A 26,671-nucleotide genomic window follows, 5' to 3' on the forward strand; every position below is an offset into this window, starting at 1 on the left:
TTTTCAGGGGCTTATGGCGCGTTTGCGCGAGGTGCGCCTGATCGGCGCAGCCTGCGCACTTGCCATTTCGCCAGGGATTACCGCGCGTTTGCGCGAGGTGCGGGTTCTCGGCGATGAGCGGCGAGGACGATTTCCGCATCCGGCCTGGCCGCATCCGCTCGACCCGCGCGCAGCAGGCACGGCCCTTCATCGCCCAAGCGCTCGCCGCCGCCCAGCGCGCCGGGGGCCGCGTCTCGCGCTCCGGCCAGATCAGCACAGGCAATCGCTCCCGGTTCGGCCGCGGTCAGCGCGCGACCGTGCAGGCGAACCGATTGCTCACCAGCCGATCGCGCAACGTTGTCATCAAGACGCGCGTCGTCCGTCATGGCGCTCGCGCCGCGCCGCTCAGCGCGCACCTCAGCTATCTCCGGCGCGAGGGCGTTACCCGGGATGGGGAGAAGGCCCGGCTGTTCGGTCCTGAGACCGAAGACGCCGATCCCAAGGCCTTCGCCGAGCGGACCCAGGACGACCGGCATCATTTCCGGTTCATCGTCTCCCCCGAGGACGCGACGGAGATGTCCGACCTCAAGACCTACGCCCGCGACCTGATGGGGCAGATGGAAAACGACCTCGGCACCAAGCTCGATTGGGTCGGTGTCGATCACTGGAACACGGACAATCCGCACGTCCACATCATCCTGCGCGGGCGCACGGACGACGGCCAGGACCTCGTTATCTCCCGCGACTACATCAAGGAAGGCATGCGCGCCCGCGCGCAGGATCTCGTCACGCAGGAGCTGGGGCCGCGCACCGATCACGAGATCCATCGCAATCTGGAACGGCAGGTCGATGCCGAACGCTGGACCAACCTAGATCGGCAGCTTGCCCGCGACAGCTATCGCACGGGTGTCGTCGATCTCGCCCCTCACGCCGATCGTCAGCCCGACGAATTCCATGCGATGAAAGTCGGCCGGCTGCGCAAGTTGGAGACGCTCGGGCTCGCCGATCAGGTCGGCCCCGGTCAGTGGGTCGTATCGGAGAATGCCGAGGCAACGCTGCGTGAGCTGGGCGAGCGCGGCGATATCATCAAACGCATCCATCGCGGGCTGACAGAGCGCGGCATCGAGCGGGGCGCTGCCAGCTATGTGCTCGCCGGCGAAAGCCTCGACAATCCCGTCATCGGTCGGCTGGTCGACCGCGGCCTCGACGACGAGCTGAAGGGCACGGCCTATGCCGTCGTCGACGGCACGGACGGCCGTACGCACCACATCAAACTGCCCGATCTCGACGCGGCCGGTGACAGCGCGCCGGGCTCGATCGTCGAACTACGGAAATTCGACGATGCGCAGGGACGCAGGCGGGTCGCGCTCGCCGTGCGCTCGGATCTCGATATCTCCGCCCAAGTCAACGCCACCGGCGCGACCTGGCTCGACCGGCAGGCGATCGCCCGCGATCCCGTCGCACTCGGCGGGGGCGGCTTCGGCGCCGAGGTGCGTCAGGCGATGGATCGGCGAGCCGAACATCTCATCAACCAAGGGCTCGCCGAACGGCAGACGCGCGGCGTCAGCTTCTCGCCCGGACTGATCGACACACTGCGCCAGCGCGAGCTAGAGGCCCTCGGCGAGAAGCTCGCGGCGGAGACCGGCCGGCCTTTCACCAAGGCCGGGACAGGCGAGTATGTGGCAGGGACCTATCGGCAGCGCTTCGCACTCGCGTCCGGCCGCTTCGCCATGATCGACGACGGGCTCGGCTTCCAGCTCGTGCCCTGGACGCCATCCCTCGAACGCCAGCTTGGCCAGCACGTCTCCGGCGTCTCACGCGGCGCCGGGGGCGTCGACTGGAGCTTCGGCCGCAAACGCGGTCTCGGCATGTAGCCCAATCAAGAAAGGAGTAACCGCCATGTCGGCGACCAAGATTCTGTGGGGCCAGCTTATCACCGTCTGCCTTATCGTGCTGATGACGACTTGGGCCGCGACGCAATGGACGGCCTACCGGCTCGGCTTCCAGCCCCAGCTTGGGCAGCCGTGGTTCGAGCTGGCTGGCTGGCCGATCTACTATCCCCCGGCCTTCTTCTGGTGGTGGTACTTCTATGATGCCTATGCCCCGCCGATCTTCGTCGAGGGCGCTTACATCGCCGCCTCTGGTGGCTTCATCGCCATCGCGGTCGCGATCGGCATGTCGGTCTGGCGAGCGCGCGAGGCCAAGAATGTCGAGACCTACGGCTCGGCCCGCTGGGCGCGCCCTGACGAGGTGAAGGCAGCGGGGCTGCTCGGACCCGACGGCGTCGTGCTCGGCAAGCACGAGAAAGACTATCTCCGCCACGATGGCCCCGAGCATGTCCTGTGCTTCGCTCCGACGCGATCCGGCAAGGGCGTCGGCCTCGTCGTGCCGTCGCTGCTGACCTGGCCGGGCTCCGCCATCGTCCACGACATCAAGGGGGAGAACTGGACGCTGACGGCAGGCTTTCGATCCCGCCACGGCCGCGTGCTGCTGTTCGATCCGACGAATGCGAAGTCGGCGGCCTACAACCCGCTGCTCGAAGTGCGGCGCGGCGAGTGGGAAGTCCGCGACGTGCAGAATATCGCCGACATTCTCGTCGACCCGGAAGGGTCGCTCGAGAAGCGAAATCACTGGGAGAAGACGTCGCACGCGCTCTTGGTTGGCGCGATCCTGCACGTCCTCTACGCCGAGGCCGACAAGACTCTGGCCGGCGTCGCCGCCTTCCTCTCCGATCCGAAACGGCCGATCGAGTCGACCCTCGCGGCGATGATGAAGACGGCCCACCTCGGCGAGGCCGGCCCGCACCCGGTGATCGCCAGCGCCGCCCGCGAACTCCTCAACAAATCCGACAACGAGCGGTCCGGCGTGCTGTCGACGGCGATGTCGTTCCTCGGACTCTATCGAGACCCGGTCGTCGCCGAGGTCACCCGCCGCTGCGATTGGCGCATCGTGGACATTGTCGGCAGCAAGCACCCGACCACGCTCTACCTCGTGGTGCCGCCGTCGGACATCAACCGCACCAAGCCGCTCATCCGCCTGATCCTCAATCAGGTCGGCCGCCGCTTGACCGAGGACCTCCAGGCGAAGGGCAGCCGCCATCGGCTGCTGCTCATGCTCGACGAATTTCCCGCGCTCGGCCGCCTCGACTTCTTCGAAAGCGCGCTGGCGTTCATGGCGGGTTACGGCCTGAAGGCCTTCCTCATCGCACAGTCGCTGAACCAGATCGAGAAGGCCTATGGGCCGAACAACTCGATTCTCGACAACTGCCATGTTCGCGTGAGCTTTGCCACCAACGACGAACGCACCGCCAAGCGGGTATCGGACGCACTCGGCACAGCCACCGAGATGAAGGCGATGAAGAACTATGCCGGGCACCGGCTGTCGCCGTGGTTGGGGCATCTGATGGTCTCGCGCTCCGAGACTGCCCGGCAGCTTCTGACGCCGGGCGAGATCATGCAGCTTCCCCCATCGGATGAGATCGTCATGGTCGCGGGCATCCCGCCGATCCGGGCGAAGAAGGCACGATACTATGAGGATCGACGGCTTCAGGAGCGCATCCTGACCCCGCCGACCCTGACGAAGCCGCGAACAGGTCAGGCCGACGACTGGAGCACACTGGCGCTGCCGTCGGCGCCCGATCTCCACGCACCGATAGCGGCGCAGGAGGCGTCGGACGATGATCCGACAGAATCCGAGCGTCGTCATCAGCCCGAACTCAGTCGAACGAAAACCATCGAGCGCAAGGCGGTCATCGAAAACGAGTTCGAAATCGATCCTCTCAATGACGTGGAGGAGGATGCCGCGCGCCTCAGCCGCATGAACCAGACCATGCGCCAGGTTGCCCGTCAGGCCTCGCTCGACCCGGGTGACGGGATCGAACTGTAGGAGGCGGCCGTGACGAAACCTCCCAAGAAGCAGCGGCTGTCGGTCTATCTCGATCCCGATGTGATGAAGGCGCTCGCCGCTCACGCCGCGCGGCGAGACCTGTCCCTGTCGCTGGTCGCGGAAGCCGGCATCGCCTCCTTCCTGTCGCCTGATGCCGCGGAACGGCAAGAGGCGGCCACCGCCAAGCGGCTCGACCAGCTCGATCGTCGCATGGCGCGGATGGAGCGCGATCTTGGCATATCGGTCGAGACGCTCGCCGTGTTTATCCGCTTCTGGCTGACGTCCAACCCGCCACTGCCAGAGCCGGCGCAGATCGCGGCGCGTGCGAAGGCCGCCGAGCGCTACGAAGCTTTCGTCACGGCCCTTGGCCGACGACTCGCGCAGGGACCGAAGCTCAGGCAGGAAATTGCGGAAGACATCCCCGCGCGCGACGCGGAATAATCACTGATCTCCGCATCACAAGTATTCGGGCATTCCGCCGTTTCCCTGTCTTTGTACTCCACAGTACGACGGCCACATGATGGTTGTTGTCAGGCCATGATTTCTGCCTCTTCTACTCATCCCCGATCCAGGGCCGCCTGTCGCGGTCCCGCAAGAGAACGGGGACGACGTGGCGGCCACTCACCAGAAATCGGAGGCGATCCTTCGCGGTGTGCGGATGCTGCGCACGGCCCTGGGGCCGGCGATCGCCACCTTTCTGGAAGATCCCGCGATCGTCGAGGTGATGCTCAACCCCGATGGGCGGCTCTGGGTCGACCGGCTCTCGGAGGGCCTCTCCGACACCGGTGAACGCCTCTCGCTGGCCGATGGCGAGCGCATCATTCGCCTGGTCGCGCATCATGTCGGCGCCGAGGTTCATCCCGGTGCGCCGCGCGTCTCGGCCGAGCTGCCCGAAACGGGGGAGCGGTTCGAGGGGCTGTTGCCGCCCGTCGTGTCCGCGCCGGCCTTCGCGATCCGCAAGCCCGCGGTCGCGGTGTTCACGCTCGACGACTACGTCGCCGCCGGCATCATGCAGGCGGTCCAGGCCGAGGCGTTGCGTGTCGCGGTCGGCGAACGTCGCAACATCCTCGTTGCCGGTGGCACCTCGACCGGCAAGACCACGCTCACCAACGCGCTTCTCGCCGAGGTGTCGAAGACCTCGGACCGCGTCGTCCTGATCGAAGACACGCGCGAGCTGCAATGCGCCGCGCCGAACCTCGTCGCCATGCGCACGAAGGACGGCGTCGCTTCGCTCTCCGACCTTGTCCGCTCCTCGCTGCGCCTTCGTCCCGATCGCATCCCGATCGGCGAGGTGCGCGGGGCTGAGGCGCTCGACCTCCTGAAGGCCTGGGGCACCGGCCATCCCGGCGGCGTCGGCACGATCCACGCCGGCACCGCCATCGGCGCGCTGCGCCGGATGGAGCAGCTCATCCAGGAAGCCGTCGTCACCGTCCCGCGTGCTCTGATCGCCGAAACGATCGATCTGGTCGCCGTGCTCTCCGGCCGTGGCGCATCGCGCCGCCTCGCCGAACTCGCCCGTATCGAGGGCCTCGGCCCCGACGGCGACTACCGCGTCACCCCCGCAACCCAGCCCCCCACAGGAGACCCGTCATGATCCAGCACGCCCTGCGCATCCGCCGCCATATCGCCACAGCGGTATCCGTCACATTCGTCTCGTTGGCTATGGCGCCGGCCGCCCACGCATCGGGTTCGTCGATGCCGTGGGAAGCCCCGCTCCAGTCGATCCTCGAATCGATCGAGGGGCCGGTCGCCAAGATCATCGCCGTGATGATCATCATCATCACCGGCCTGACGCTCGCCTTCGGCGACACGTCGGGCGGGGCGCGCAAGCTCATCCAGATCGTCTTCGGCCTGTCGATCGCCTTCGCCGCGTCAAGCTTCTTCCTGTCGTTCTTCTCGTTCGGCGGCGGAGCGCTTGTCTGATGGCGGACGGCGCGGACCATCGCGGCGAAGTGCCGGGCTTTTCGGTCCCGGTTCATCGGGCGCTGACCGAGCACATCCTGCTCGGCGGCGCCCCGCGTTCGCTCGCCATCCTCAACGGCACGCTGGCGGCAGCCCTCGGCCTCGGCCTGCGCCTCTGGCTGGTCGGCCTGGGGCTGTGGGCCGTGGGCCACTTCGCCGCCGTCTGGGCCGCCAAGCGCGATCCCCAGTTCGTCGACGTCGTGCGCAAGCATCTGCGCATCCCTGGCCACCTGTCCGTCTGAGGAGCGACGCCGATGATGAACCTGGCCGAATATCGCAACCGCAATACCCGGCTCGCTGACTTCCTGCCCTGGGTCGCGCTCGTCGGCGAAGGGATCGTGCTGAACAAGGACGGCAGCCTGCAGCGCACCGCACGCTTCCGCGGCCCCGACCTCGACAGCGCGGTGCCCGCCGAGCTGGTCGCCGTCGCAGGCCGTCTCAACAACGCCTTCCGTCGCCTCGGCTCCGGCTGGGCGATCTTCGTCGAGGCGCAGCGCCATGGCGCCGCCACCTATCCGGCCAGCATGTTCGCCGACAGTGCATCCGCCCTTGTCGACGCCGAACGCAAGGCCGACTTCGAAGAAGCCGGCGCGCATTTCGAGTCCAGCTACTTCCTGACCTTCCTCTATCTACCGCCCGCCGAGGACGCCGCACGAGCCGAGACCTGGCTTTACGAGGGCCGCGATCACGTCGGTGTCGATGCCCACGAGATCCTGCGCGGCTTCGCCGACCGCACCGATCGCATTCTCCAGCTCATCGACGCCTTCATGCCGGAATGCGCCTGGCTCGATGATGGCGAGACGCTGACCTATCTGCACTCGACCGTCTCGACCAAACGCCACCGTGTCCGCGTGCCCGAGACGCCGATGTATCTCGACGCGTTGCTGGCCGATCAGCCGCTTACCGGCGGGCTAGAACCCCGGCTCGGCGACTCCCATTTCCGCATCCTCACCATCGTTGGCTTCCCGACGGCGACGACACCGGGCATCCTCGACGAGCTGAACCGGCTGGCCTTTCCCTATCGCTGGTCGACCCGCGCAGTCCTGCTCGACAAGACCGATGCGACGAAGCTGCTGACGAAGATCAGGCGTCAATGGTTCGCCAAGCGAAAGTCGATCGCGGCCATCCTCAAGGAGGTGATGACCAACGAGGCCTCGGCCCTGGTCGACACCGATGCGGCGAACAAGGCGGCCGACGCCGACATGGCGCTGCAGGAGCTTGGCGCCGACTATGCCGGTCAGGCCTACGTGACGGCGACTATCACCGTCTGGGACGACGATCCGCGCATCGCCGCGGAGAAGCTGCGGCTGGTCGAGAAGGTGATTCAGGGCCGCGACTTCACCGCGATGCCCGAGACGATCAACGCCGTCGACGCCTGGCTCGGCTCGCTGCCCGGCCATGTCTACGCCAACGTCCGCCAGCCTCCTATCAGCACATTGAATCTCGCCCATATGATCCCGCTGTCGGCGGTGTGGGCGGGACCGGAACGGGATGAGCATTTTGCAGCACCCCCACTGCTCTTCGGCAAGACCGAAGGCTCGACTCCGTTCCGGCTTTCCATCCATGTCGGCGATGTCGGCCACACGCTGATCGTCGGGCCGACCGGCGCCGGCAAGTCGGTGCTGCTGGCGCTGATGGCGCTGCAGTTCCGGCGCTATCTGCAAAGCCAAGTCTTCGCCTTCGACTTCGGCGGTTCCATCCGCGCCGCCGCGCTCGCCATGCGCGGCGACTGGCATGATCTCGGCGGCGGCCTCACCGAAGGCTCAGACAACAGTGTGTCGCTCCAGCCTCTTGCGAGCATCGACGATGTCGCCGAGCGCGCCTGGGCCTCCGATTGGCTGATCGCGATCCTTGGGCGCGAGAGCGTGCCGGTCACGCCCGAGGTGAAGGAGCATCTCTGGTCGTCGCTGACATCGCTTGCCTCGGCGCCGGTCACTGAGCGCACGCTGACCGGTCTGTCGGTCCTCCTTCAATCCAACGACCTGAAGCAGGCGCTGCGTCCCTATTGCGTTGGCGGCCCCTATGGACGCCTTCTGGACGCCGAGGCCGAACATCTCGGCGAAGCCAATGTCTTGGTCTTCGAGACCGAGGGGCTCATCGGCACGGGCGCCGCCGCCGCCGTGCTCGCCTATCTCTTCCACCGCATCGAGGACCGCCTCGACGGTCGCCCGACGCTGCTGATCGTCGATGAAGGCTGGCTGGCGCTGGACGACGAGGGCTTCGCTGGCCAGCTCCGCGAATGGCTGAAGACGCTTCGCAAGAAGAACGCCAGCGTGATTTTCGCGACGCAGTCGCTCTCGGACATCGACGGCTCGGCGATCGCGCCGGCCATCATCGAGAGCTGCCAGACCCGCATCCTGCTGCCGAACGAACGCGCGATCGAACCGCAGATCACGGCCATCTATCGCCGCTTCGGCTTGAACGACCGGCAAATCGAGATCCTCGCCCGGGCGATGCCCAAGCGCGACTATTACTGCCAGTCCCGGCGCGGAAATCGGCTGTTCGAGCTGGGCCTGTCGGACGTGGCGCTGGCGCTCTGCGCCGTGTCCTCAAAGCAGCACCAGGCGCTCATCGCGACCGTCCATGCCCGCAGCGGCACCGATGGCTTCCTCGCCGAGTGGCTTGCCGAGAACCGGCTCGCCTGGGCCGCCGACCTCATAGCCGACCTCACCAATGTCACCCCCCAAATCGATCCGGAGGCATGCTCATGACCCGTTCCGTTCGTTCCCGCTCGCGCGTCTTGCGCATGACCGCCGCGATACTTGCCGCGCCGGTCGCGTTGTCGCCGATCATCACGCCGCCGGCCGTCGCGCAGTGGATCGTCTACGATCCAACCAACTACGCGCAGAATCTCCTGACCGCCACGCGCTCGCTCCAGCAGGTCAATCAACAGATCACCCAGCTTCAGAACGAAGCGACCATGCTGATCAATCAGGCTCGCAATCTCGCAAGCCTTCCGTTTTCGTCTCTCCAGCAGCTCCAGCAGTCCGTCCAGCGGACGCAACAGCTTTTGGGCGAAGCACAGCGCATCGCCTACAATGTGCAGAACATCGACCAAACGTTCCGGACGACCTACGGCAACGCCTCGATGTCCGCCTCGGACCAGCAGCTCGTCGCCGGCGCGCGCGAGCGTTGGCAGAATACCGTTGGCGGCCTGCAGGACGCGATGCGCGTCCAGGCCGGCGTCGTCGGCAACATCGACACGAACCGGACCCAGATGTCGGCGCTGGTCGGCCAGAGCCAGGGCGCCACCGGCGCGCTGCAGGCGACACAGGCGGGAAATCAGCTTCTCGCCCTGCAAGCGCAGCAGCTCGCCGATCTCACGGCCGTCGTCGCCGCAAACGGTCGCGCGCAGAGCCTCACCGAAGCCGAGCGAGCGGCCGCGGCCGAGCAAGGTCGGGAGCAGCGCCGTCGCTTCCTGACGCCGGGCAGCGGCTACCAGCCGGGCAACGCCCGCATGTTCCCGAACGGCAACTGAGGGCGCGGCCATGGACGGCAAGATGCTCGCCCGGCTAGGCGCCGTCGTGTTCGTTGCGGTCGCGATCACTGCGACCGCGATCGAGATGAGCCGAAAAGAGGAAGCGCCCGAACCGTGGCCGTCCGGCCGCGCTGCCGTGACCGCGGCCGACCCGTTGCGGGACGAGCTGATCCGTTGCCAAGCGCTCGGCGAAGCGGGGCCTCGCGATCCGGCCTGCCTGCGGGCTTGGGCCGAAAACCGCAACCGCTTCCTCGCGCCCGGCGCGCGACCTGCCGAGCGACTGCCGGACATGCCGCCAGCGCCGCGAAACGACGTCACTCCTCAACCGGGCCGCATCGATCAGCCGGCCTTGGAGCCCGCCGCACCGATCGCGCCGCCGCAGCTCGACGAGGCGAGATAACATCATGGGCGGCACCGGCGTCATCGACCATTTCCTCGAGGTCTTCACCCGCTACATCGACAGTGGCTTTGGGTTGCTCAGCGGCGAAGTCGCCTTCATCGCCACCACTTTGATCGTCATCGACGTGACGCTGGCCGCACTCTTCTGGAGTTGGGGCGCCGCCGACGACATCATGGCCCGCCTGGTGAAGAAGACGTTGTTCGTCGGCGTCTTCGCCTACATCATCGGCAACTGGAACAACCTCGCCCGCATCATCTTCGAAAGCCTCGCCGGCCTCGGCCTGAAAGCCAGCGGGACGAGCTTCACCACGGCTGACCTGATGCGCCCCGGCAAGGTCGCGCAGACCGGTCTGGACGCCGGGCGGCCGCTGCTCGACTCGATTTCCAGCCTGATGGGCTATTGGTCGTTCTTCGAGAATTTCATCCAAATCGCCTGCATGTTCCTCGCCTGGGCGCTGGTGCTGCTGGCCTTCTTCATCCTCGCCATCCAGCTCTTCGTCACGCTTATCGAGTTCAAGCTGACGACGCTGGCTGGCTTCGTGCTTATCCCGTTCGGCCTGTTCGGCAAGTCGGCCTTCATGGCCGAGCGCGTGCTCGGCAACGTCATCTCCTCCGGCATCAAGGTCCTGGTGCTGGCCGTCATCATCGGCATCGGCTCGACCCTCTTCTCCGAGTTCACGTCGGGCTTCGGCGGCGCAACCCCCACCATCGACGAAGCGATGGCGATCGTGCTCGCCGCGCTGTCGCTGCTCGGCCTCGGCATCTTCGGTCCGGGCATCGCGAGCGGCCTCGTCTCCGGCGGCCCGCAACTCAGCGCGGGCGCAGCGGTCGGCACGGGCCTGGCCGCAGGCGGCATGGTCGCGCTCGGCGCTGGCGCCGTTGGCGCCGCAGCGTCGGGTGGCGCCGCGCTGGCCGGTGGCGCTGCCGCCGCCGCCCGTGGTGGCGCGGCAATAGCTGGCGGTGCATCCACCGCCTACAGCCTTGGCGCAGCCGGTCAATCCGGCGCGGCCGGAGTCGCTTCCGGGCTCGGGGGCGTTGCCCGTGCCGGCGGTAGCGCCGCCGTTTCACCACTGCGCCGCGCCGCTTCGCGTGCCGCCGAAAGCATGCGCTCCAGCTTTAACGCTGGCCGCAAGGCCGCCTTCGAGGCGACGGGCGGCACGTCCACCGGGGGCTCGATCGGCGGTGACGCTGCCGGTGACGGCGCCACTGCCGCCGGTTTCGCAATCGCTGGCGGTCCGCCGGCCTGGGCGCAGCGGATGCGGCGCTCGCAGCACATGACCCATGCCGTCCAGGCCACGGCCCATGCCGTCCGCTCAGGCGACGCCCATGGCGGCGGCTCTTCCGTCAATCTTTCCGAAGGCGATCGCTGATGTTCAAACGACCAACCACCCATTACGGCAAAGTTTCCGAGCCGGGGACACCCTATCAACGCGCCGCCCAGGTCTGGGATGAGCGTATCGGCGCCTCGCGTGTTCAGGCGAAGAACTGGCGGCTGATGGCCTTCGGTTCGCTGATCCTGTCGGCCGGCTTTGCCACCGCGCTCGTTATGCAGTCGGCGCGGGGAACGATCGTGCCCTGGGTGGTGCAGGTCGATCGGCTCGGCCAGGCGCAGGCCGTCGCGCCTGCCGTCGCCGACTATCGGCCAACCGATCCGCAGATCGCCTTCCACCTCGCGCGGTTCATCGAGCAGGTCCGCTCGATTCCGGCCGACGCGATCATCGTGCGCCAGAACTGGCTGCGGGCTTACGACTTCACGACCGATCGGGGGGCCATGGCGCTGAATGACTACGCCCGAGCGAATGATCCTTTTGCGAAGGTCGGTCGCCAGCAGATCGCCATTGATGTCTCCAGCGTCATCCGTGCCTCGCCCGACAGCTTCCGCGTCGCCTGGGTCGAGCGCCGCTACGAGAACGGCCAGCTCGCCGAGACCACCCGCTGGACCGCGATCCTGACGATCGTGCTGCAGACCCCGCGCAACGCCGACCGGCTCAGGGCGAACCCGCTCGGCATCTACGTCAACGCCATCAACTGGTCACGGGAGCTTGGGCAATGAAGCCGTATTTCCGTAATGCCGGAAACCCGGCTTCGCACACACTCGTATTTCCGGCTCTCCGTAGATCCGCTTTCCCCATGGTCCTGCTGGCGACAACCGCGCTCGCCGGCTGCGCCACCACCACTCCACCCCCGGAGATCTCCTACGACAACGCGGCTCCGGCGGTGCAGACGGTCGACCCGCCAGCGCCGGTGACCGTGGTCGAACTGCCCCGGCCGCTACCGCTGCCTGGCCAGTTGCAGCGCGTGCCGGAGACGCGCCGCGCGCCAGAGCCCACCGATCCCACCGCCCGAGTCAACCAGGCCAATGCCGCTGCGCGTATCCAGCCGGTGCGGGATGGCTTCATCAACTCGATGCAAGTCTATCCCTTCACGCAGGGCGCGCTCTATCAGGTCTACACCGCCGTAGGGCAGATCACCGACATCGCGTTGCAGCCCGGTGAGCAGCTCGTCGGCTCAGGGCCTGTCGCAGCCGGCGACACCGTGCGCTGGATCATCGGCGATACCGAGAGTGGTTCAGGCGCGACCCGCCAAATCCACATCCTCGCGAAGCCTACGCGCGCTGATCTGATGACGAACCTCGTCATCAACACCAACGTGCGCACCTATCACATGGAGCTTCGCTCGACCGAGCGGACCTATATGGCGTCCGTCTCATGGCAGTATCCACAGGACCAGCTCATCGCGCTGCGCCGTCAGAACGCCGAAGTGCAGGCCGCCCAGCCGGTTGCGAGCGGTGTCGATCTCGCCAACGTCAACTTCCGTTATGCGATCGAGGGCGATCGAGCGCCTTGGCGGCCACTGCGCGCCTTCGATGATGGCCGGCAGGTCTTCATCGAATTCCCGCGCGGCATCGGCCAGGGCGAAATGCCGCCGCTGTTTGTCGTCGGACCCGAGGGCAACACCTCCGAGCTGGTGAACTACCGGGTTCGCGGCCACCACATGATCGCCGACCGGCTGTTCGCGGCCGCCGAACTTCGCTTCGGTTCCGGCGACCGCCAACGGCGCGTGCGCATCACGCGCACTGACGGGAGGCCCGCATCGTGAGCGAGCGTGATTCCCGGAATGAGGAAGTCGCGGACGACACGCAGCCGCTGACCGGCGAGCCGGTCGGGCCCGGACCGATGAGCCTGCGCGCGGAGCCCCCGCGCGTGACGCGGCTGTCGCGCAAGGTTCTCGCCGGCCTCGGCCTGTTCGCGAGCGTCGGGCTCGGCGGCGCACTGATCTATGCCCTTCAGACCCGCGATGCAGGTAGGCCGAACGAGGAACTCTATTCGACGGAGAACCGCTCGACCGCCGACGGGCTCGCCGGCTTGCCGCGGGACTACAGCGGCGTCCCTCGACTCGGTCCGCCGCTTCCAGGCGATCTCGGCCGACCGATCCTCAGCACCCAGGATCGCGGCCAGCCCGTACCTACTCCGGGCATCGCCACGCCCAACCCCGGCATTAGCCAGGAAGAGCAGCGCCGTTTGCAAGAGATCGAGACCGCGCGGACCAGCCGTTTGTTCTCCGGATCGGAAAGCCGGGGCGCGCCCACTGCGGCAGCCGCCGCCCCAGCACTCCCGCCAGCGCCGGACTTGGCGAGCCTTGGCCTCGCGCCACCGCCTGCCACACCCTCGGCGCAGGATCGGCAGAATGCGTTTTTGAACGCGGCGGTCGACCGACGGACCGTGTCGCCCGATCGCGTCGCTGCGCCGGCGTCGCCGAACATCCTTCAGGCGGGCGCAGTCATCTCGGCGGCGCTGATAACCGGCATCCGATCCGATCTTCCGGGCCAAATCACGGCGCAGGTCACCGAGAATGTCTACGACAGCCCGACGGGTCGCATCCTTCTCGTGCCGCAAGGTACGCGGGTGATCGGCCAGTACGACAACAACGTCCAGTTCGGGCAAAGCCGGGTGCTCCTCGTCTGGACTCGGCTCATTTTCCCGAACGGCCGCTCGATCATCCTTGAGCGGCAGCCTGGGGCCGATGTCGAAGGGTTCGCCGGTCTGCAGGACGGCGTCGATTATCACTGGTGGGACCTCGCCAAGGCAGCCGGGCTATCGACGCTGCTCAGCGTCGGCGCTGAACTTGCGGTCGATGACCAAGACCGGCTTCTTCGAGCCATCCGCAACGGCGGCCAGGACACGATCAATGACGCCGGTCAACAGATCGTTCGCCGCCAGCTCAATGTCGCTCCGACGCTCACGATTCGACCCGGCTTTCCTGTCCGTGTCATCGTAACCCGCGATCTCGTGCTCGAACCCTATGGAGGATGAGGATGTCGATGCTTAAATTAGGGCCCATCACCGACGAGAAACCGATCAAGGTTCAGATTGAGCTTCCTGCGGCTCTCCACCGAGACCTTTCCGACTACGCAGATCTGTTGGGCCGCGAACAAGGTCAGCCTGCTGTCGAGGCGGCCAAGTTGATTGTACCAATGCTGCAGCGGTTTATTGCGACCGATCGCGGTTTCTCAAAAGCTAGACGAGCAAGAACACGAAGGCCCAATATTTAGAGCCCAACCTGAATATAGTTGAGCGCTTTGAGTAGGTTGTGATTCCATCAGGTTACGAGACAGGATGGAGCCGATGACGTGCTCCCCTGAACCAAAACCGGTCGGCGCGATCATGCGCGCCGAGCGAAGCGTTATTCAAGTGACCTCAGCGATCGGGAATGGGCGCTGGTCTCGTCGTTCCTGCCCGAGCCACGGCCGATTGGACGTCCCCGGACAACGGATCTTCGCGAGGTCGTCAATGACATCCTATAGCTCGCGTCGAGCGGTGTGCTTGGTCGCTAATGCCTCGAGAGTTTCCACCTTTTACGACGCTCCAACGCTACTTCTATGACTGGCGGCCCGTGGCTTGCTGCGCAGGATCAGCAGCCATCTCACCATGGCTGCGCGCAAGTTGGAGCCGAGCCCGACCGCCGGCGTCATCGACAGCCAGAGCGTCAAGACCGCCGAAAGCGGCTGAACCCGCGCCTATGTCGCCGAGCTCGCGCCGGTTCTCATCGGCTCGGCCCGGCCTCAAACACCCGCGAGCACCGCCACCGCCGCCCACTGCGCGCGGCTCCGCTGTTCGTCGCGCGCTCGAGCGACATGCGGACTTTGTCGGTGCTCATGTCCGCCGGCTGGAGGCGCTGCGTCGTGCCGGGATGGTCGAGCGGATCGACGCCGGCCAGTGGTATATCCCCGGCTTTACCGTATAGGCATGCCGCTTTGGTCGGCGGATGCAAATTTCTCGCCAAGCCCTTGGATCTCGACCGTTTTCGAAGTCAACCACCACTTACTCGGCCACGTGGGGCCGAATGCTATAAATGCAGGTTCTTAGGTGCGAGTTGCGCCACCAAATAGTCCAGCAGCACCCTGATCTTACTGGCCATCAGGCGCTGATGTGTCATCAGCGCGTAAATTGGTCTGGGCGGCATTTCGCACTCGGGAAGCAAAATCTGCAGATGTCCGGATTCGACGTAATCATTCACGGCCCATGCTGGTGCCAGTGCAATCCCGGCGCCTGCGACGGCGGATGCCACAATACCATCCAACGTATTAGTCCGCATGCGGACCTTGGGCCGCACCGTGACGGAGCGCCCCGCGCTGTTAAGCGTCCAACTCGCGGCGTTGGTGTAATGACTAATAATTAGCCCATCATGCTGAGACAGTTCATCCACACAGGATGGCCGGCCTCGTTCCGAAAGATATTCCGGCGAAGCGGCCAATACCCAGCGAATTGCGCCGAGCTGGCGGGCAATGGTATTCGAGTCAGGTTGTTCTCCTACTACAACAGCAATGTCGATACCTTCTTCCATCAAATTCACAGGCCGGTCGATCAGCGAGACATCCAATATCAACTTGGGATACTGTACTAGAAAGTTCGCAAGGACCGGAAGCATATGAACGCGACCGAACAGCGTTGGCCCGGTAATCTGCAACCGGCCGACAGGTGCTGTGTCCCCGGCAGTCAGTTCTGCCTCCATGTCATTGATTTCGGAGAGCAGCCTTTTTGCAGCGGCGTAATAACTCTGCCCCGCGTCGGTCAGCATTAAGGCGCGGGTCGAGCGAACCAGCAAACGGACTCCGAGGCGCTCTTCGAGCGTACTGAGATGCCTGCTCACAGAGGGAAGCGACATACTCGTGAGCCGCGCGGCGCCGGAAAGGCTTCCTTGATCCACGGCGGCGACGAAAAGGGCCATCTCGTCTTTACGGTCGACCATTGCTCCGCCATCAACTCGAGACCCTTTCATATATGAAAGGGTTTCTTTCAATTTTGTCAATTCCTGAAATAGCCGTGACGCCGTATGAGTCCGAGCATATTGGAAGCAATGACAGGTCAAACGGCACCCAGATGGTGGAGAAATCAGCCGATCGAAGTGCAAGGCTACAAATTGACCTCAGCACTCAACTGGTCTCGATATGCAATACCAACCAAACGACCATGACCCTGCCGATCGATCCCCTGGATCAGAAGAGGCCAATCCCACGAACGAGCTTCATCTCTGGCTGCTGACGGTGATGGCCCTAGCCTGCGGAATCTTCGTGGCCAATGTTTATTACAATCAGCCAATTCTCGGACTTTTGTTGCGCGCATACCCTGGTGCGCCGGGCACTGTTGGCCTGATCCCGACGGCTACACAATTGGGCTTCGCCTGTGGTCTTTTTCTGCTGATCCCACTTGGAGACAGGATGGACCGCAGAAGGTTGATCCTTTGGCAAGCGGCGGCGCTTTGCTTGGCTCTCATCCTCCTTGCCGTTGCTCCGAACGCTAGGGTTGCTGTTATAGCGTCGGCGGCGGTCGGCATCACGGGTTCAGTTGCCCAACAGATCGTGCCGTTTGCGGCTGGACTGGCCGCGCCCAATCGCCGGGGGCAGGTGGTGGGCACAGTCATGAGCGGCGTGCTATGCGGAATCCTGCTGGGCCGTGCGGTTGGCGGATTTGTTGGCGATCATTGGGGCTGGCGCGCCACCTTTGGCCTCGGTGCCGCGCTCAGTGCTCTTGTGTGGGTTCCTTTGTGGGTCTGGCTTCCTTCAAGTCGCCCTGAGACCCGTCATAGCTATGCTGCCCTCATGAAGTCCTTGGCTGTGCTGTGGCGGGATGAGCCGCTACTTCGCCACGCGACCTATATCCAGGCTGCGCTTTTCGCCTCTTTCATCGGGCTGTGGACTGTTCTGTCGCTGCATATGCATGAGGCATTCGGACTGGGAGCAGAGGCCGCAGGCCTCATGGGGGTAGTGGGTGCGGTTGGTATCCTAATGGCCCCCCTGGCCGGGCGCATAGCCGATCGTCACGGTCCCTATGTGGTTATCGGTCTTGGTTGCCTGATCATGGCTCTATCCTATGTCATCATGGGCGTTTGGGGTGGCCTGATCGGCCTCGTCGTCGGTATCGTGCTGCTCGACCTCGGCGAACAAGCCGCGCTGATCTCCAACCAGCACGTGGTCTATGCCCTGCGGCAAGAGGCAAGGAGTCGGCTCAATACACTCTTCATGAGCGGCATGTTCGTTGGAGGTGCTGCAGGATCCTGGACGGCCAGCTTCGCATGGCAAATCGGTGGATGGCCGGCTGTTTGCACGCTGGGAGGTATGTTTGCCCTCCTCGGCCTAGCCATTCATTTTTATGGAAGACTTGGTCAAGCAAGATGAAGGGGCAATTTCGCTGGAAGCAGGCATACCGCTTGACGGCTTAGGTCACATCAACCTTGGCCCGTCAATCGGGAGAGAAGTGCGGTCCGGCCCGTCCCGACCTGAGGCTGCAAAACCGGCTTCGGATTGACCGCTGGCATACTTCACGTTCTTCATAGCCATCTTGTCACATCGCGCCAAAAGTCTGGCCGAGTGAAAACCAGACGGACGGCCGAAGCAGGCAGTGCCATTGCTGATACCTTCTTATCCCGACGCAGGAATGGCGGCCAGTAATGGGCCAAGCGTGGCGAAAGATACTTGATTCGAATGCGTCGTTGTTTGGATCGACCACTGACCGATTTTGCGCAACTGCGTCATCAAGCGCTCCGATCGCACCAAGGGCTTAGAGATCCCGCCGCGCCAATGGTGGTGGAGCGGACCTTCGCTTGGCCCGGCCGCTGCCGCAGGCTGGCCAAGGACTTCGAGTAAACCATCGCCAGTGCCGAGGCCTGGATCCTCGTCGCCAACGGTCGCCCGTTCACCCAACGCATCGCAATGTATTGCTTTCCCTCGTAGAGTTTTCAGTCGGACTCTAGATCGCGCAGTTGCACAGTCGAACGCCGGAAAGTGTATCAAAACACTTCAGAAGCAGTCGCAGAGCGGGATTCTCGTTGTAGCTGGACGATATCATCGCGGCGGTGGGAGGTCGCACTTTCGCAATCGGGGCCAACGCGATGTTCGGCCGCGAGATCGCGCTTGTAACAGTGATGCCGAATCCTTGTTCAACCATCGTCAATAGGGTGTCTCGGCTAACTTGATGGACTGAGAGTTGAATTGATCCTTCGAATTCGCCAAACATCTGGCGAAGCAAAACAGTAAGCTCACGGCCTGCGCCATCCGAGCGCACAAGGAATACCTCATTACAGATGTCGCCCCAAGCTAGATGAGATCGTGCCGCCAAGCTATGGAGTGGCGATAGTGCTACGAATAGATCTGGCTTGCAAAGCCATCGGACTCGAAGATCAGGATCGACGCTTTCGCTCAAGCTGATCGCCACGTCCAGCGACCCACGCTTAACACCATATGCGTTTTCTTCCGAGGTGTTTTCCTCAAGTTTGACTTCGATCGTGGGATTGCGGCTTCGGAAGGTGCCAACGAGACCCATGATCGGGCACGCTGGAAAAGCCTCAAGCATCCCTAGCCTGACGATCCCGGTCGTGGACCGCTTGATGGATCGGATCTCAGTTGCGGCGTCACGAAGATAACGCGCTCCGATCGAAGCCTGCTGGAGGAAGCGTTCACCCTCCAGCGTCATACTGGCTCCCGACCGCGAACGTACGAAAAGAGACACGCCCAGTTGACGTTCAAGCATCTGAACCCTGCGGCTGACGGTGGACTGCGAAATAGAGAGTAGATCCGCCGCGCGGCGGAAGCTCCCGGCTTCTGCAACCTGGAATGCATATCTCAGGTACCGAAGGTCTAGCGTCAGTTCAGGCATGCAGCCACTCAGACCTCCAAACCAGCAAACGTTAGTAGTTCTTTCAAAAAGCCAGACGGGTTCTCTTCAGGAATCCAGTGACCAGCAAAAGGTACTATCGATACCGCGACATCCTCGGCCACCTCTCGTATCATTGGCTCCATCAGCTTCGTGACAGCACTCGCCTCACCGGCCAAGGCAAGCACCGGCATCTTGAGCTTGCCATCCATCCGGAGCGCTTCGCGGTTGTCCGCTGCATCCTGCTGGAAGGCTCGATACCATTCGAAACCAGCACGCATACCTCCGGGAGCACGATAGTCGGCCAAATATGCTTCCCGCGTTGCTAGATCGATCGCACCCGTATCGTAGGCCAAGTGGCGCCAGAACCGCTCCAAGTAATAGCGCTCGCGACCACCCGTGAGCATCTCGGGCACGTCGGCCGCCTGATGAAAATGGAAGTGCCACAACGGCCCGTCGCGCCAGAGTTGGTCAAAGACAGCTGTGCCAGGCAACGGCGCTTCCATGACCACGAGTCGTTCCGTACGGTCCGGGTAGCGTCGCGCGAAGGCGTAGGCGATCATCAGGCCGATGTCATGGCCGACCACGATGACAGGTTTGTCTACTCCCACATCTTTCAGCACGGCCGCGCAGTCGGCGGCGAGCGTGCGCTTGTCGTATCCGTGTTGAGGACGAGAAGATCCACCAGCACCCCTGATGTCGGGAGCAATTACACGGAGTCCAGCCGCTGCAAGCGGTCCGACGACCTTCCGCCACGCGATCGCCGTTTCCGGGTAACCGTGGATCAGCAGGATAGTACGTGGACCGCTCCCCACGACGCCGTAGCGTATCCGCACGTCCCCGTCGGTCACAACCGACCGCCAATCGAACGTCGCTTCGCCGGCCGATGCTACTTGATCAGATCGGAACAAGTGGAAATCCTTCCTGAGAGCAATAACCGGTGCAGCCGCAAAGGATCATCGGATCATCATCGCAACGCCGATCAACGCCATCGCCGCCGCGGTAAGCTTGAGTACGCCAAGGCTCTCACCAAACAGCACGGCGCCGAGGATGAGCGCCAGAATGGGTGCGACGTAGGAGAAAGTATTGGCTACCGTGCTCGATGTGTTTCTGTTGAGCCAAGTGAAAGAACCGAATGCGGCGATCGCAACCGCTATTAGGACGGCGATGCCGCCGAGAGCCTGTACGCTCAACCCGGTCGGATCAATCCTTTGACCTGACACCACCCCCTCGGCTATAGCCAACGGCAGAACTGCAGCCCCGCCGATCAAAAGTTGAAGCGTGATTGAGACTAGCGGGTCCGATGATCCGCCGCCGCTACGGCCATGAAGTGATCCGGCGGCCCAGGCCGCAGCCGACACGAGCAGAGCGGTGATGCCAATTAGCGAGATCTCACCTTGCGGCGCGGACCACGCGAGCGCAGCGATGCCCACTAACCCGAACAGCACTCCAGCCAACTGCCGACGCGGAAGAGATCCGTGCGGGGTGAGCAAGGTGAAAAGGGCAATGAAGAGCGGCGCCGAGGATCCGATCACCGCCGCTACGCCAATTGGCATCGTCGCCACGCCCCAGATCAGTCCGGTCTGGCCGATGGTGAGCAATAGCAGCCCAGTGACGGCGGCGGCGCGTACTTCGTTCCAAGACGGTCTAGAGGACATTTGCCGCACCCGCCGGACTGCGAACGGGGCGAGTACAGTTCCAGCGCCAAGCAGCCGCGTTGCCGTCAACTGGACGGGCGGGATGTGGTGAGACACCAGCTTCAAGATGACAAAGGTTGTTCCTGACGCGGCATAGGCGATGGCGAGGGCCAAGGCCACCGTAGCGCCATTCGCTGTTGATCTGCGGGCGGTGAACGGCATAATAACTCCGCGTCAGATCGCGAGACCGCCCGCGACGTTGACCTGCTCGCCAGTGATATACCCCGCGTCCGGCCCGGCGAGGAAACAGATGGTGCCTGCAACCTCCTCCAGCGTCGCGATCCGGCGGATCGGATGCAGATCGAGGATCGCTTCACGATCGGGAAGTTCGCCTGCTACGTCTGATGCCATGTCGGTCGGCATGATACCGGGCTGTACGACGTTAACAGTGATGTTCCGACGGCCGAGTTCCCGTGCGATGCCCTTGGCATAGCCGGCCAGCGCCCATTTCGTCGCCGCATAGTCCGCCACGCCCGCGAACGGGACGTAGGACCCGAGCAGCGAGCCGACGAAGATGATGCGCCCGCCATCGCTGAGGTGAGGCGCCGCCGCGCGGGTGTTGGCGATCGAGCCCAGCACATTGACGTGCCACTGGCGATCGAACGCGGTTCCATCCAGATCGAGATCGTCGACCATCTTGCCCTGCACCGCGATGCCAGCGTTGTTGACGAGGATGTCCAAGCTGCCGAACTCGGCTAACACCCTCTCCACAAGCGGCTTGGCGGTTGCCGGATCCGTCTGATCCGCTTGGACCGCGATCGCTCGAACGCCTCGCGCGATCAGCCGCCGAACCACTGCCTCTGCCTTGTCCGCCGAGATAGCATAGCTAATCGCAACGCTGGCTCCGCGATCGGCGAACGCCTGAGCTGTGGCCGCTCCCAAACCGCGGGAGCCACCGGTAATCAGGACGACCTTACCATCAAAAATCGCGCTCATCGTGCATCACTCGCGTTTGCGCTACGATCAAGCGCGTTCTGCCAGGAGCAGAGAGCTTTCCGTAACGACCGTTAACATAACGGTTGTTACGATAAGATGTTGGTGGCTGTCAATTGCTGATGAATCCGATCTTGCGTTTAAAGCCGCTGCTCTGCGACCAACGTGTTCCCAGACCGCGGCCAGCCCTCGAGCGCCTGACGGGCTACCGCCATCAGCGTGTCCACGGCGAAGCCCGCCTTGGCTTGAACAGCGATGCCATGCGCGACGGCCAGCACGTACGCTGCGAGAGTGGCACAGTCCGAGTTGGCCGGGAGGTCGCCCTCGCTACGCGCTCGCTCAAAACGGCGTCGGAGCGCAGCCTCCCCATCCGCGCGCCATGCGATGAGTGCCGCCCTGGCCTGCTCAGCCTCGTCTGAACCAGCGAGTGCGCCATTGACGCCGAGGCATCCGGTCCGGTCCGAGAACCGGGTGCTCAGTTCGACCGCGCCGAACAACACGCCCTCGGCGACGTCTCTGGCGGTTGAGCGCTCAATGGCTGCTGGAACGTAGTTCGCGTAGTTGGAGGCGTATCGCTCTAGCGCGCGCAGGAACAACGTCTCTTTGTTGCCGAAGGCCGAATAAAGCGCCGGACGTTCCACGCCGGTCGCAACCACGAGATCGGCGTAGCTCGCGCCTTCGTAGCCCTTCCGCCAAAAGACACCCAAAGCCGCTTCCAACGCCTCGTTCACATCGAAAGTACGCGTACGTCCCATTGCCTTGCCACCTTTTCGTAACAAGCGTTATTATATCGCTTGACGGCCGATGTCCACACTCGTAATGATCGTTACGCTATGAACGTTACGAGTGTAAGGACATCCTGATGAGCAAATCTAACCGCCAGTTCACTCTCGCCGCGCGTCCCGAGGGCATGGCCAAGTTGAGCGACTTCAAGCTCGTGGAATCGTCGATTCCATCTCCGAAGGACGGCGAGGTGCTGTTCCGCAACACGCTGTTCTCGATCGACCCCTATCAGCGCAACCTGATGGGCAACGGCTCCTCCGAATGGCCAACCATCAATGTCGGCGATCCTATGGGCGGTCCGACGATCGCCACCGTCGAGGAGAGTCACAATCCAGACTTTGCAGTGGGCGATAACGTGCAGACATGGACCGGCTGGCAGGATTACGCGGTGTCGGACGGTTCCGACTTGCGCAAGCTTGACGCTAACGCCGTTCCGCTCTCCACCGCTCTCGGTCCGCTCGGACTTCCCGGCTTCACCGCCTGGTACGGCCTCACGAAGGTGCACGACTTCAAGCCGGGCGGCACGCTGGTGGTCACCGGCGCAGCGGGGTCGGTCGGCTCGATGGTGGTGCAGCTGGCTAAGCTGCGCGGCCTGCGCGTGGTCGGCGTCGCCGGTGGTCCCGAAAAGACCGCATGGCTCATCGACGAACTCGGCGCGGATGCGGCGATCGACTACAAGGCTCACGACGTCGAGGAGCAGGTTAAGCGCGCGCTGCCCAATGGCATCGACGCCTTCTTCGAGAACGTGGGCGGCCCGATGTTCCCCATCCTGATGGAACATTTCAACACTGACGCAAAGATGACCATCTGCGGCACGATCTCGGATTACAGCGACACCGAGCTGCCTCAGGGGACCAACTACCTGCCGCGTCTCATCACGCTGATCCACTACCGCTTCGTCAGCATCAAGGCGTTCGCGACGCCTTACGTCATGGACAAGATCCCCGAATTCCTGGCCGAGGTGACTCCGCTCGTGGCCGGTGGCCGGATCAAGTACGGCGAGGAGTTCGTCGATGGATTCGAGAAGCTGCCGGAGACGCTCCTCAGGCTTTTCGACGGTTCGCACAGCGGCAAGAAGCTGATCGTCCGCGCCGCCTGACCGATATGCCGCACCGCGACGATTTGCGGTGCGGCAACGGCCCGCATGTCGGCGGCACGGTCCCTGCACCTTCACGGAGACCCGCGCCATGAGCGTCGAGGACAACAAGCGCTTGGTGGCGGCGTTCAACAGCCACTTTGAGCGATCGGATATCGACGCCATTCTCGCACTGCTGTCGGAAGACGTGACTTGGTGGATCAACGGCAGCCCCGACCTGTTTCCAGTCACCGGCACCATCGACAAGGCGCGCTTCGCCGAAATCAACCGCCGCATGCATGGGGCACTGGACGGCGGCCTGCGCATGGAAGTGATCGGCATGGTCGCGGAAAGCGACATGGTCGCCGCCGAACTGTGCGCGCATGCTTTGACGAAGGATGGGCGCGCATACCGCAATCGCTATCACATGCTCTACACCGTCCGGGATGGCTGGATCGTTGCCGTGGCGGAGTATACGGACCTGATGGTCGTTGCCGAGGCGTTCGCCCTTCCGACCGCGCCGACGGGAGCGGAAGGCGACGCCTATCGATCGGACGCAGAGACCGCTCTACGGGCGTTGGACGCGGAACTGCTCAGCGGCAACAAGCGCATCGTCGCCGACTTCCTCGACCGTTTCGAACGTTCCGACGTCGATGCGTTGCTGGCGCACATGACGGATGACGCCACATGGTGGGTCAACGGCCGCCCCGACCTGTTCCCCGGTGCCGGCACCAAGTCGAAGGGCGAGCTGGGCGAACTGTTGCGCCGCATGTTCACATCGCTCGAACAACCGCTGCGCATGCAGGCCGATACGATGGTGGAGGAAGGCGACCGCGTGGTCGCGCGGGTCCGTTCCGACGCCGTCACCAGCAGTGGCCGAACTTACCGCAACGGCTTCCTGATGCACTTCGTCGTCCGCGGCGACCGGATCGCGGCCGTGCGTGAATACACCGACCTGCTGACCGCCGCCGACGTTTTCGGCTGAGCCCGTCCATCCCTCATCCACCATCAGTGCCGTGCATCGTACCGGCCATTGGTAAGGAAAGACACATGACAGAACTGACGGGCAAGCGCGCCCTCGTAACCGGCGGTTCGCGCGGCATCGGTGCAGCGATCGCACTGACGCTGGCGGATCGCGGCGCGGATGTGGCGATCAGCTACGAGCGTTCGACCGAGCGCGCCGAGGACATCGTCCAACAGATCGAGTCGAAGGGGCGCCGCGGCTTCGCACTCCAGGCGAACGGCGCTGATCCCGCAGCGGTGCGGCACATGGTCGACGCTGCGGTGGAGGCGCTAGGCGGGCTTGACATCCTCGTCAACAACGCCGGCACTTTCCGTCACGGTCTCATCGCCGAACTGAATCTAGAAGACATCGATACGCTGCTCCACGTCAACATCCGGGGAACTGTCCTCACGACGCAGTCGGCCATCCCTCACATGTCAGATCGTGGGCGGATCATCACAATCGGCTCAAACCTCGCCGAGCGGGTCCCGTTTCCGGGACTGACCATGTATGCGCTCACCAAGTCGGCCTATCACGGTTTCACAAGAGGCCTGGCGCGCGAACTCGGACCAAGGAACATCACGGTCAACTTGGTACAGCCGGGACCGATCGACACCGAGCTGAACCCGGCGGACGGCGATTCCGCGGCCGCCAACCGGAGCATGATGCCGATCGCGCGCTACGGCGACACGAGCGAGATCGCCTCGGTTGTCGCCTTCGCGGCCAGTCCGGCGGCGAGCTTCATGACCGGGTCCGTCCTGACGGCGGACGGCGGTTACAACGCCTGACGGAACGGTCACGGAAGGAGAGTGGATGGAAATCGGCATCGATAGCTTCGCGGCCTTGCTACCGAACCTCGCGACCGGGCGCAGGGCACCGCCGGCGGAGCGCATGGCCGAACTGCTCGCTGAAATCGAAACGGCCGACGGTGCCGGGCTCGACGTCTTTGGTATCGGCGAGCATCACCGCGAGGAGTATCTCGATTCCGCCCCCGCCGTGATCCTCGCTGCGGCGGCGGCGCGCACGACGCGCATCCGTTTGACAAGTGCTGTCACCGTGCTCGGCGCCGCCGATCCCGTCCGCGTGTTTCAGGAGTTTGCGACACTTGACCTTATCTCCGGCGGCCGCGCCGAGATGGTGGTCGGCCGCGGCTCCTCGACTGAGGCGTTCCCACTCTTCGGTCACGACATGCGAGACTATGACGCGCTGTTCGCCGAAAAGCTCGACCTGCTGCTACGCCTGCGCGACGAGACGCATGTGAGTTGGCGGGGCCGCTTCCGCCCGCCCCTTGCCGGTCAGGGCGTGTTCCCGCGTCCGCACCAGCCGAAACTGCCGGTGTGGCTGGGCGTGGGTGGCACACCTGAGAGCTTCGTGCGCGCCGGGATGCTCGGGCTGCCGCTGATGGTCGCGATCATCGGCGGTGGGTTCCACCACTTTCGGCCGCTGGTCGATCTCTATCGCGAGGCTGGGAGGCGAGCCGGCTATGCCGGCGACGTCCTGAGGGTCGGCGTCCACGCCTTCGGCTTCGTCGCCTACACCGACCGTGAGGCACGCGACCTCTTCTATCCGGGCTGGGAGTATACCTTCCGCAAAGTCGGCGGCGAACGCGGATGGCCGCCGCCGACCCGGGCACAATTTGATGCCGCATGCGCGCCGGATGGCGCCTATCTGATCGGCGATCCCGATACGGTGCTTCGGCGCATCCGTGCCATGGACGACGCGCTCGGCGGCGTCGCCCGCCTTACCTTCCAGATGACGTCCGCCATGCTGGAGCCGGTTGCGATGCGACGTTCGATTGAGATGCTAGGCAAGCAGGTCAGGACGCGTCTGCGCGACAACCGCGCCTGACGGCAGGAAGCCTTGTCCCTCCTCGTCAGGTAAATCCGCGTCGTCGGTCGTCCGCTTGCTAATCGAATTAGATGACTGGCGAACTCAGCCGCGCTCCCAGACAGCGAGCCATGCTGACGCGACAAGGGCTGCACCCAGCGCTAGGTTGAATGCTCTCATACCCGCTCCCGATCGCACAGTGGTTCCGGTCGTTGACCCGAGAGCCGCCCAGATTCCAAGGCACGGCAGAGACACAAGAGGAAGATGCCGGCTAGCAGAGCGTAACGGCGCGTATCCGGGTTGTCGCCGGCAAAAACGCCGACGACGGCAAGCGCCATGCCCCAGCCCCATGTCCTGGGATTGACGACCTGGAGCCCGCAGCGGTTATGCCGCTCGTGGGCCTATCGGGGGTGGGGCGATCGAACACCTTCTGCAGGTTGCGATACGATCTGCCAAACAAGGACACTCATCCAGATCGCCCCGGCCCAACTCAGCGTCTGA

The 26,671-nt window shown here is 64.2% G+C and carries 25 protein-coding genes and 3 pseudogenes; 22 read left to right on the forward strand and 6 right to left on the reverse strand.

What is annotated here, in order from left to right; translation table 11 throughout:
- Nucleotides 1–113: 113 nt before the first annotated feature.
- The 16 genes and pseudogenes from MKK51_RS17605 to MKK51_RS27230 all read left to right on the forward strand — a co-directional run.
- Nucleotides 114–1,853: a relaxase/mobilization nuclease domain-containing protein gene (locus MKK51_RS17605; protein ID WP_243979112.1), complete on the forward strand. Its 1,740-nt coding sequence runs from the start codon at nt 114–116 to the stop codon at nt 1,851–1,853.
- A gap of 25 nt (nt 1,854–1,878) precedes the next feature.
- Nucleotides 1,879–3,864 (forward strand): conjugal transfer protein TraG, encoded by a 1,986-nt coding sequence (locus MKK51_RS17610; protein ID WP_243979113.1) that lies wholly within the window; start codon nt 1,879–1,881, stop codon nt 3,862–3,864.
- A gap of 9 nt (nt 3,865–3,873) precedes the next feature.
- The gene (locus tag MKK51_RS17615) at nt 3,874–4,305 is read left to right on the forward strand and encodes a hypothetical protein (protein ID WP_044418698.1); all 432 of its coding nucleotides are present in this window, start codon (nt 3,874–3,876) and stop codon (nt 4,303–4,305) included.
- A gap of 169 nt (nt 4,306–4,474) precedes the next feature.
- Nucleotides 4,475–5,458: a P-type conjugative transfer ATPase TrbB gene (gene trbB / locus MKK51_RS17620; protein WP_243979114.1), complete on the forward strand. Its 984-nt coding sequence runs from the start codon at nt 4,475–4,477 to the stop codon at nt 5,456–5,458.
- Nucleotides 5,455–5,787: a TrbC/VirB2 family protein gene (locus MKK51_RS17625; RefSeq protein ID WP_243979115.1), complete on the forward strand. Its 333-nt coding sequence runs from the start codon at nt 5,455–5,457 to the stop codon at nt 5,785–5,787. Before trbB ends, MKK51_RS17625 begins: the two co-directional genes overlap by 4 nt.
- A complete protein-coding gene (locus MKK51_RS17630) occupies nt 5,787–6,068 on the forward strand; it encodes a VirB3 family type IV secretion system protein (protein ID WP_243979116.1) in 282 nt (93 codons plus the stop codon). The genes MKK51_RS17625 and MKK51_RS17630 overlap by 1 nt, the downstream gene beginning before the upstream one ends.
- Nucleotides 6,069–6,080: 12 nt before the next feature.
- A complete protein-coding gene (gene trbE, locus MKK51_RS17635; protein ID WP_243979117.1) occupies nt 6,081–8,537 on the forward strand; it encodes a conjugal transfer protein TrbE in 2,457 nt (818 codons plus the stop codon).
- On the forward strand, nt 8,534–9,304 hold the full coding sequence (gene trbJ / locus MKK51_RS17640; protein WP_243979118.1) for a P-type conjugative transfer protein TrbJ: 771 nt from the start codon (nt 8,534–8,536) through the stop codon (nt 9,302–9,304). The genes trbE and trbJ overlap by 4 nt, the downstream gene beginning before the upstream one ends.
- A 10-nt stretch (nt 9,305–9,314) precedes the next feature.
- On the forward strand, nt 9,315–9,704 hold the full coding sequence (gene trbK-alt / locus MKK51_RS17645; RefSeq protein WP_243979119.1) for a putative entry exclusion protein TrbK-alt: 390 nt from the start codon (nt 9,315–9,317) through the stop codon (nt 9,702–9,704).
- A 4-nt stretch (nt 9,705–9,708) separates the two neighbouring features.
- A complete protein-coding gene (gene trbL / locus MKK51_RS17650) occupies nt 9,709–11,073 on the forward strand; it encodes a P-type conjugative transfer protein TrbL (RefSeq protein WP_243979120.1) in 1,365 nt (454 codons plus the stop codon).
- Entirely contained in the window at nt 11,073–11,756 is a 684-nt protein-coding gene (gene trbF, locus MKK51_RS17655; protein ID WP_243979121.1) for a conjugal transfer protein TrbF, read from the forward strand. The genes trbL and trbF overlap by 1 nt, the downstream gene beginning before the upstream one ends.
- A complete protein-coding gene (trbG, locus tag MKK51_RS17660) occupies nt 11,753–12,802 on the forward strand; it encodes a P-type conjugative transfer protein TrbG (RefSeq protein ID WP_409565710.1) in 1,050 nt (349 codons plus the stop codon). Before trbF ends, trbG begins: the two co-directional genes overlap by 4 nt.
- Complete coding sequence (locus MKK51_RS17665; protein ID WP_243979122.1) at nt 12,799–14,016, forward strand: TrbI/VirB10 family protein; 1,218 nt, start codon at nt 12,799–12,801, stop codon at nt 14,014–14,016. Before trbG ends, MKK51_RS17665 begins: the two co-directional genes overlap by 4 nt.
- A gap of 2 nt (nt 14,017–14,018) precedes the next feature.
- Entirely contained in the window at nt 14,019–14,255 is a 237-nt protein-coding gene (locus tag MKK51_RS17670) for a DUF2274 domain-containing protein (protein ID WP_243979123.1), read from the forward strand.
- Between the two features lie 102 nt (nt 14,256–14,357).
- Nucleotides 14,358–14,709, forward strand: a pseudogene (locus tag MKK51_RS17675) (transposase); the annotation flags it as partial.
- 85 nt (nt 14,710–14,794) lie between these two features.
- A pseudogene (locus tag MKK51_RS27230) lies at nt 14,795–14,932 on the forward strand (DUF3363 domain-containing protein); the annotation flags it as partial.
- A 117-nt stretch (nt 14,933–15,049) separates the two neighbouring features.
- Here the strand turns inward: MKK51_RS27230 and MKK51_RS17685 are convergent.
- Nucleotides 15,050–16,003 carry a LysR family transcriptional regulator gene (locus MKK51_RS17685; RefSeq protein WP_243979124.1) on the reverse strand — a complete coding sequence of 318 codons (954 nt, stop codon included), beginning with the start codon at nt 16,001–16,003 and terminating at the stop codon, nt 15,050–15,052.
- A 148-nt stretch (nt 16,004–16,151) separates the two neighbouring features.
- Between MKK51_RS17685 and MKK51_RS17690 the strand changes: the two genes are divergently transcribed.
- Together MKK51_RS17690 and MKK51_RS17695 are read left to right on the forward strand one after the other, a co-directional pair.
- Nucleotides 16,152–17,378: an MFS transporter gene (locus tag MKK51_RS17690; RefSeq protein WP_243979125.1), complete on the forward strand. Its 1,227-nt coding sequence runs from the start codon at nt 16,152–16,154 to the stop codon at nt 17,376–17,378.
- Between the two features lie 352 nt (nt 17,379–17,730).
- Nucleotides 17,731–17,933, forward strand: a pseudogene (locus tag MKK51_RS17695) (IS5/IS1182 family transposase); the annotation flags it as partial.
- Nucleotides 17,934–17,949: 16 nt separating this feature from the next.
- Here MKK51_RS17695 and MKK51_RS17700 read toward each other — a convergent pair.
- From MKK51_RS17700 to MKK51_RS17720, 5 genes are all read right to left on the reverse strand, one after another.
- Complete coding sequence (locus MKK51_RS17700) at nt 17,950–18,855, reverse strand: LysR family transcriptional regulator (protein WP_243979126.1); 906 nt, start codon at nt 18,853–18,855, stop codon at nt 17,950–17,952.
- A gap of 8 nt (nt 18,856–18,863) precedes the next feature.
- On the reverse strand, nt 18,864–19,763 hold the full coding sequence (locus MKK51_RS17705; RefSeq protein ID WP_243979127.1) for an alpha/beta fold hydrolase: 900 nt from the start codon (nt 19,761–19,763) through the stop codon (nt 18,864–18,866).
- 45 nt (nt 19,764–19,808) lie between these two features.
- Complete coding sequence (locus tag MKK51_RS17710; protein WP_243979128.1) at nt 19,809–20,711, reverse strand: DMT family transporter; 903 nt, start codon at nt 20,709–20,711, stop codon at nt 19,809–19,811.
- 12 nt (nt 20,712–20,723) lie between these two features.
- The gene (locus tag MKK51_RS17715) at nt 20,724–21,485 is read right to left on the reverse strand and encodes an SDR family NAD(P)-dependent oxidoreductase (RefSeq protein ID WP_243979129.1); all 762 of its coding nucleotides are present in this window, start codon (nt 21,483–21,485) and stop codon (nt 20,724–20,726) included.
- A gap of 137 nt (nt 21,486–21,622) precedes the next feature.
- The gene (locus MKK51_RS17720; protein WP_243979130.1) at nt 21,623–22,237 is read right to left on the reverse strand and encodes a TetR/AcrR family transcriptional regulator; all 615 of its coding nucleotides are present in this window, start codon (nt 22,235–22,237) and stop codon (nt 21,623–21,625) included.
- Nucleotides 22,238–22,344: 107 nt separating this feature from the next.
- Here MKK51_RS17720 and MKK51_RS17725 point away from each other — a divergent pair, with 107 nt between their 5' ends.
- From MKK51_RS17725 to MKK51_RS17740, 4 genes are all read left to right on the forward strand, one after another.
- The gene (locus MKK51_RS17725) at nt 22,345–23,364 is read left to right on the forward strand and encodes an NADP-dependent oxidoreductase (RefSeq protein WP_243979131.1); all 1,020 of its coding nucleotides are present in this window, start codon (nt 22,345–22,347) and stop codon (nt 23,362–23,364) included.
- An 88-nt stretch (nt 23,365–23,452) separates the two neighbouring features.
- On the forward strand, nt 23,453–24,325 hold the full coding sequence (locus MKK51_RS17730) for a nuclear transport factor 2 family protein (protein WP_243979132.1): 873 nt from the start codon (nt 23,453–23,455) through the stop codon (nt 24,323–24,325).
- Between the two features lie 65 nt (nt 24,326–24,390).
- Nucleotides 24,391–25,131 (forward strand): SDR family oxidoreductase, encoded by a 741-nt coding sequence (locus MKK51_RS17735; RefSeq protein ID WP_243979133.1) that lies wholly within the window; start codon nt 24,391–24,393, stop codon nt 25,129–25,131.
- Nucleotides 25,132–25,156: 25 nt separating this feature from the next.
- Complete coding sequence (locus tag MKK51_RS17740; protein ID WP_243979134.1) at nt 25,157–26,191, forward strand: Atu2307/SP_0267 family LLM class monooxygenase; 1,035 nt, start codon at nt 25,157–25,159, stop codon at nt 26,189–26,191.
- The last annotated feature ends 480 nt before the right edge of the window (nt 26,192–26,671 follow it).

The organism is Methylobacterium sp. E-045 (assembly GCF_022829685.1).
Classification (GTDB): Bacteria; Pseudomonadota; Alphaproteobacteria; order Rhizobiales; family Beijerinckiaceae; genus Methylobacterium.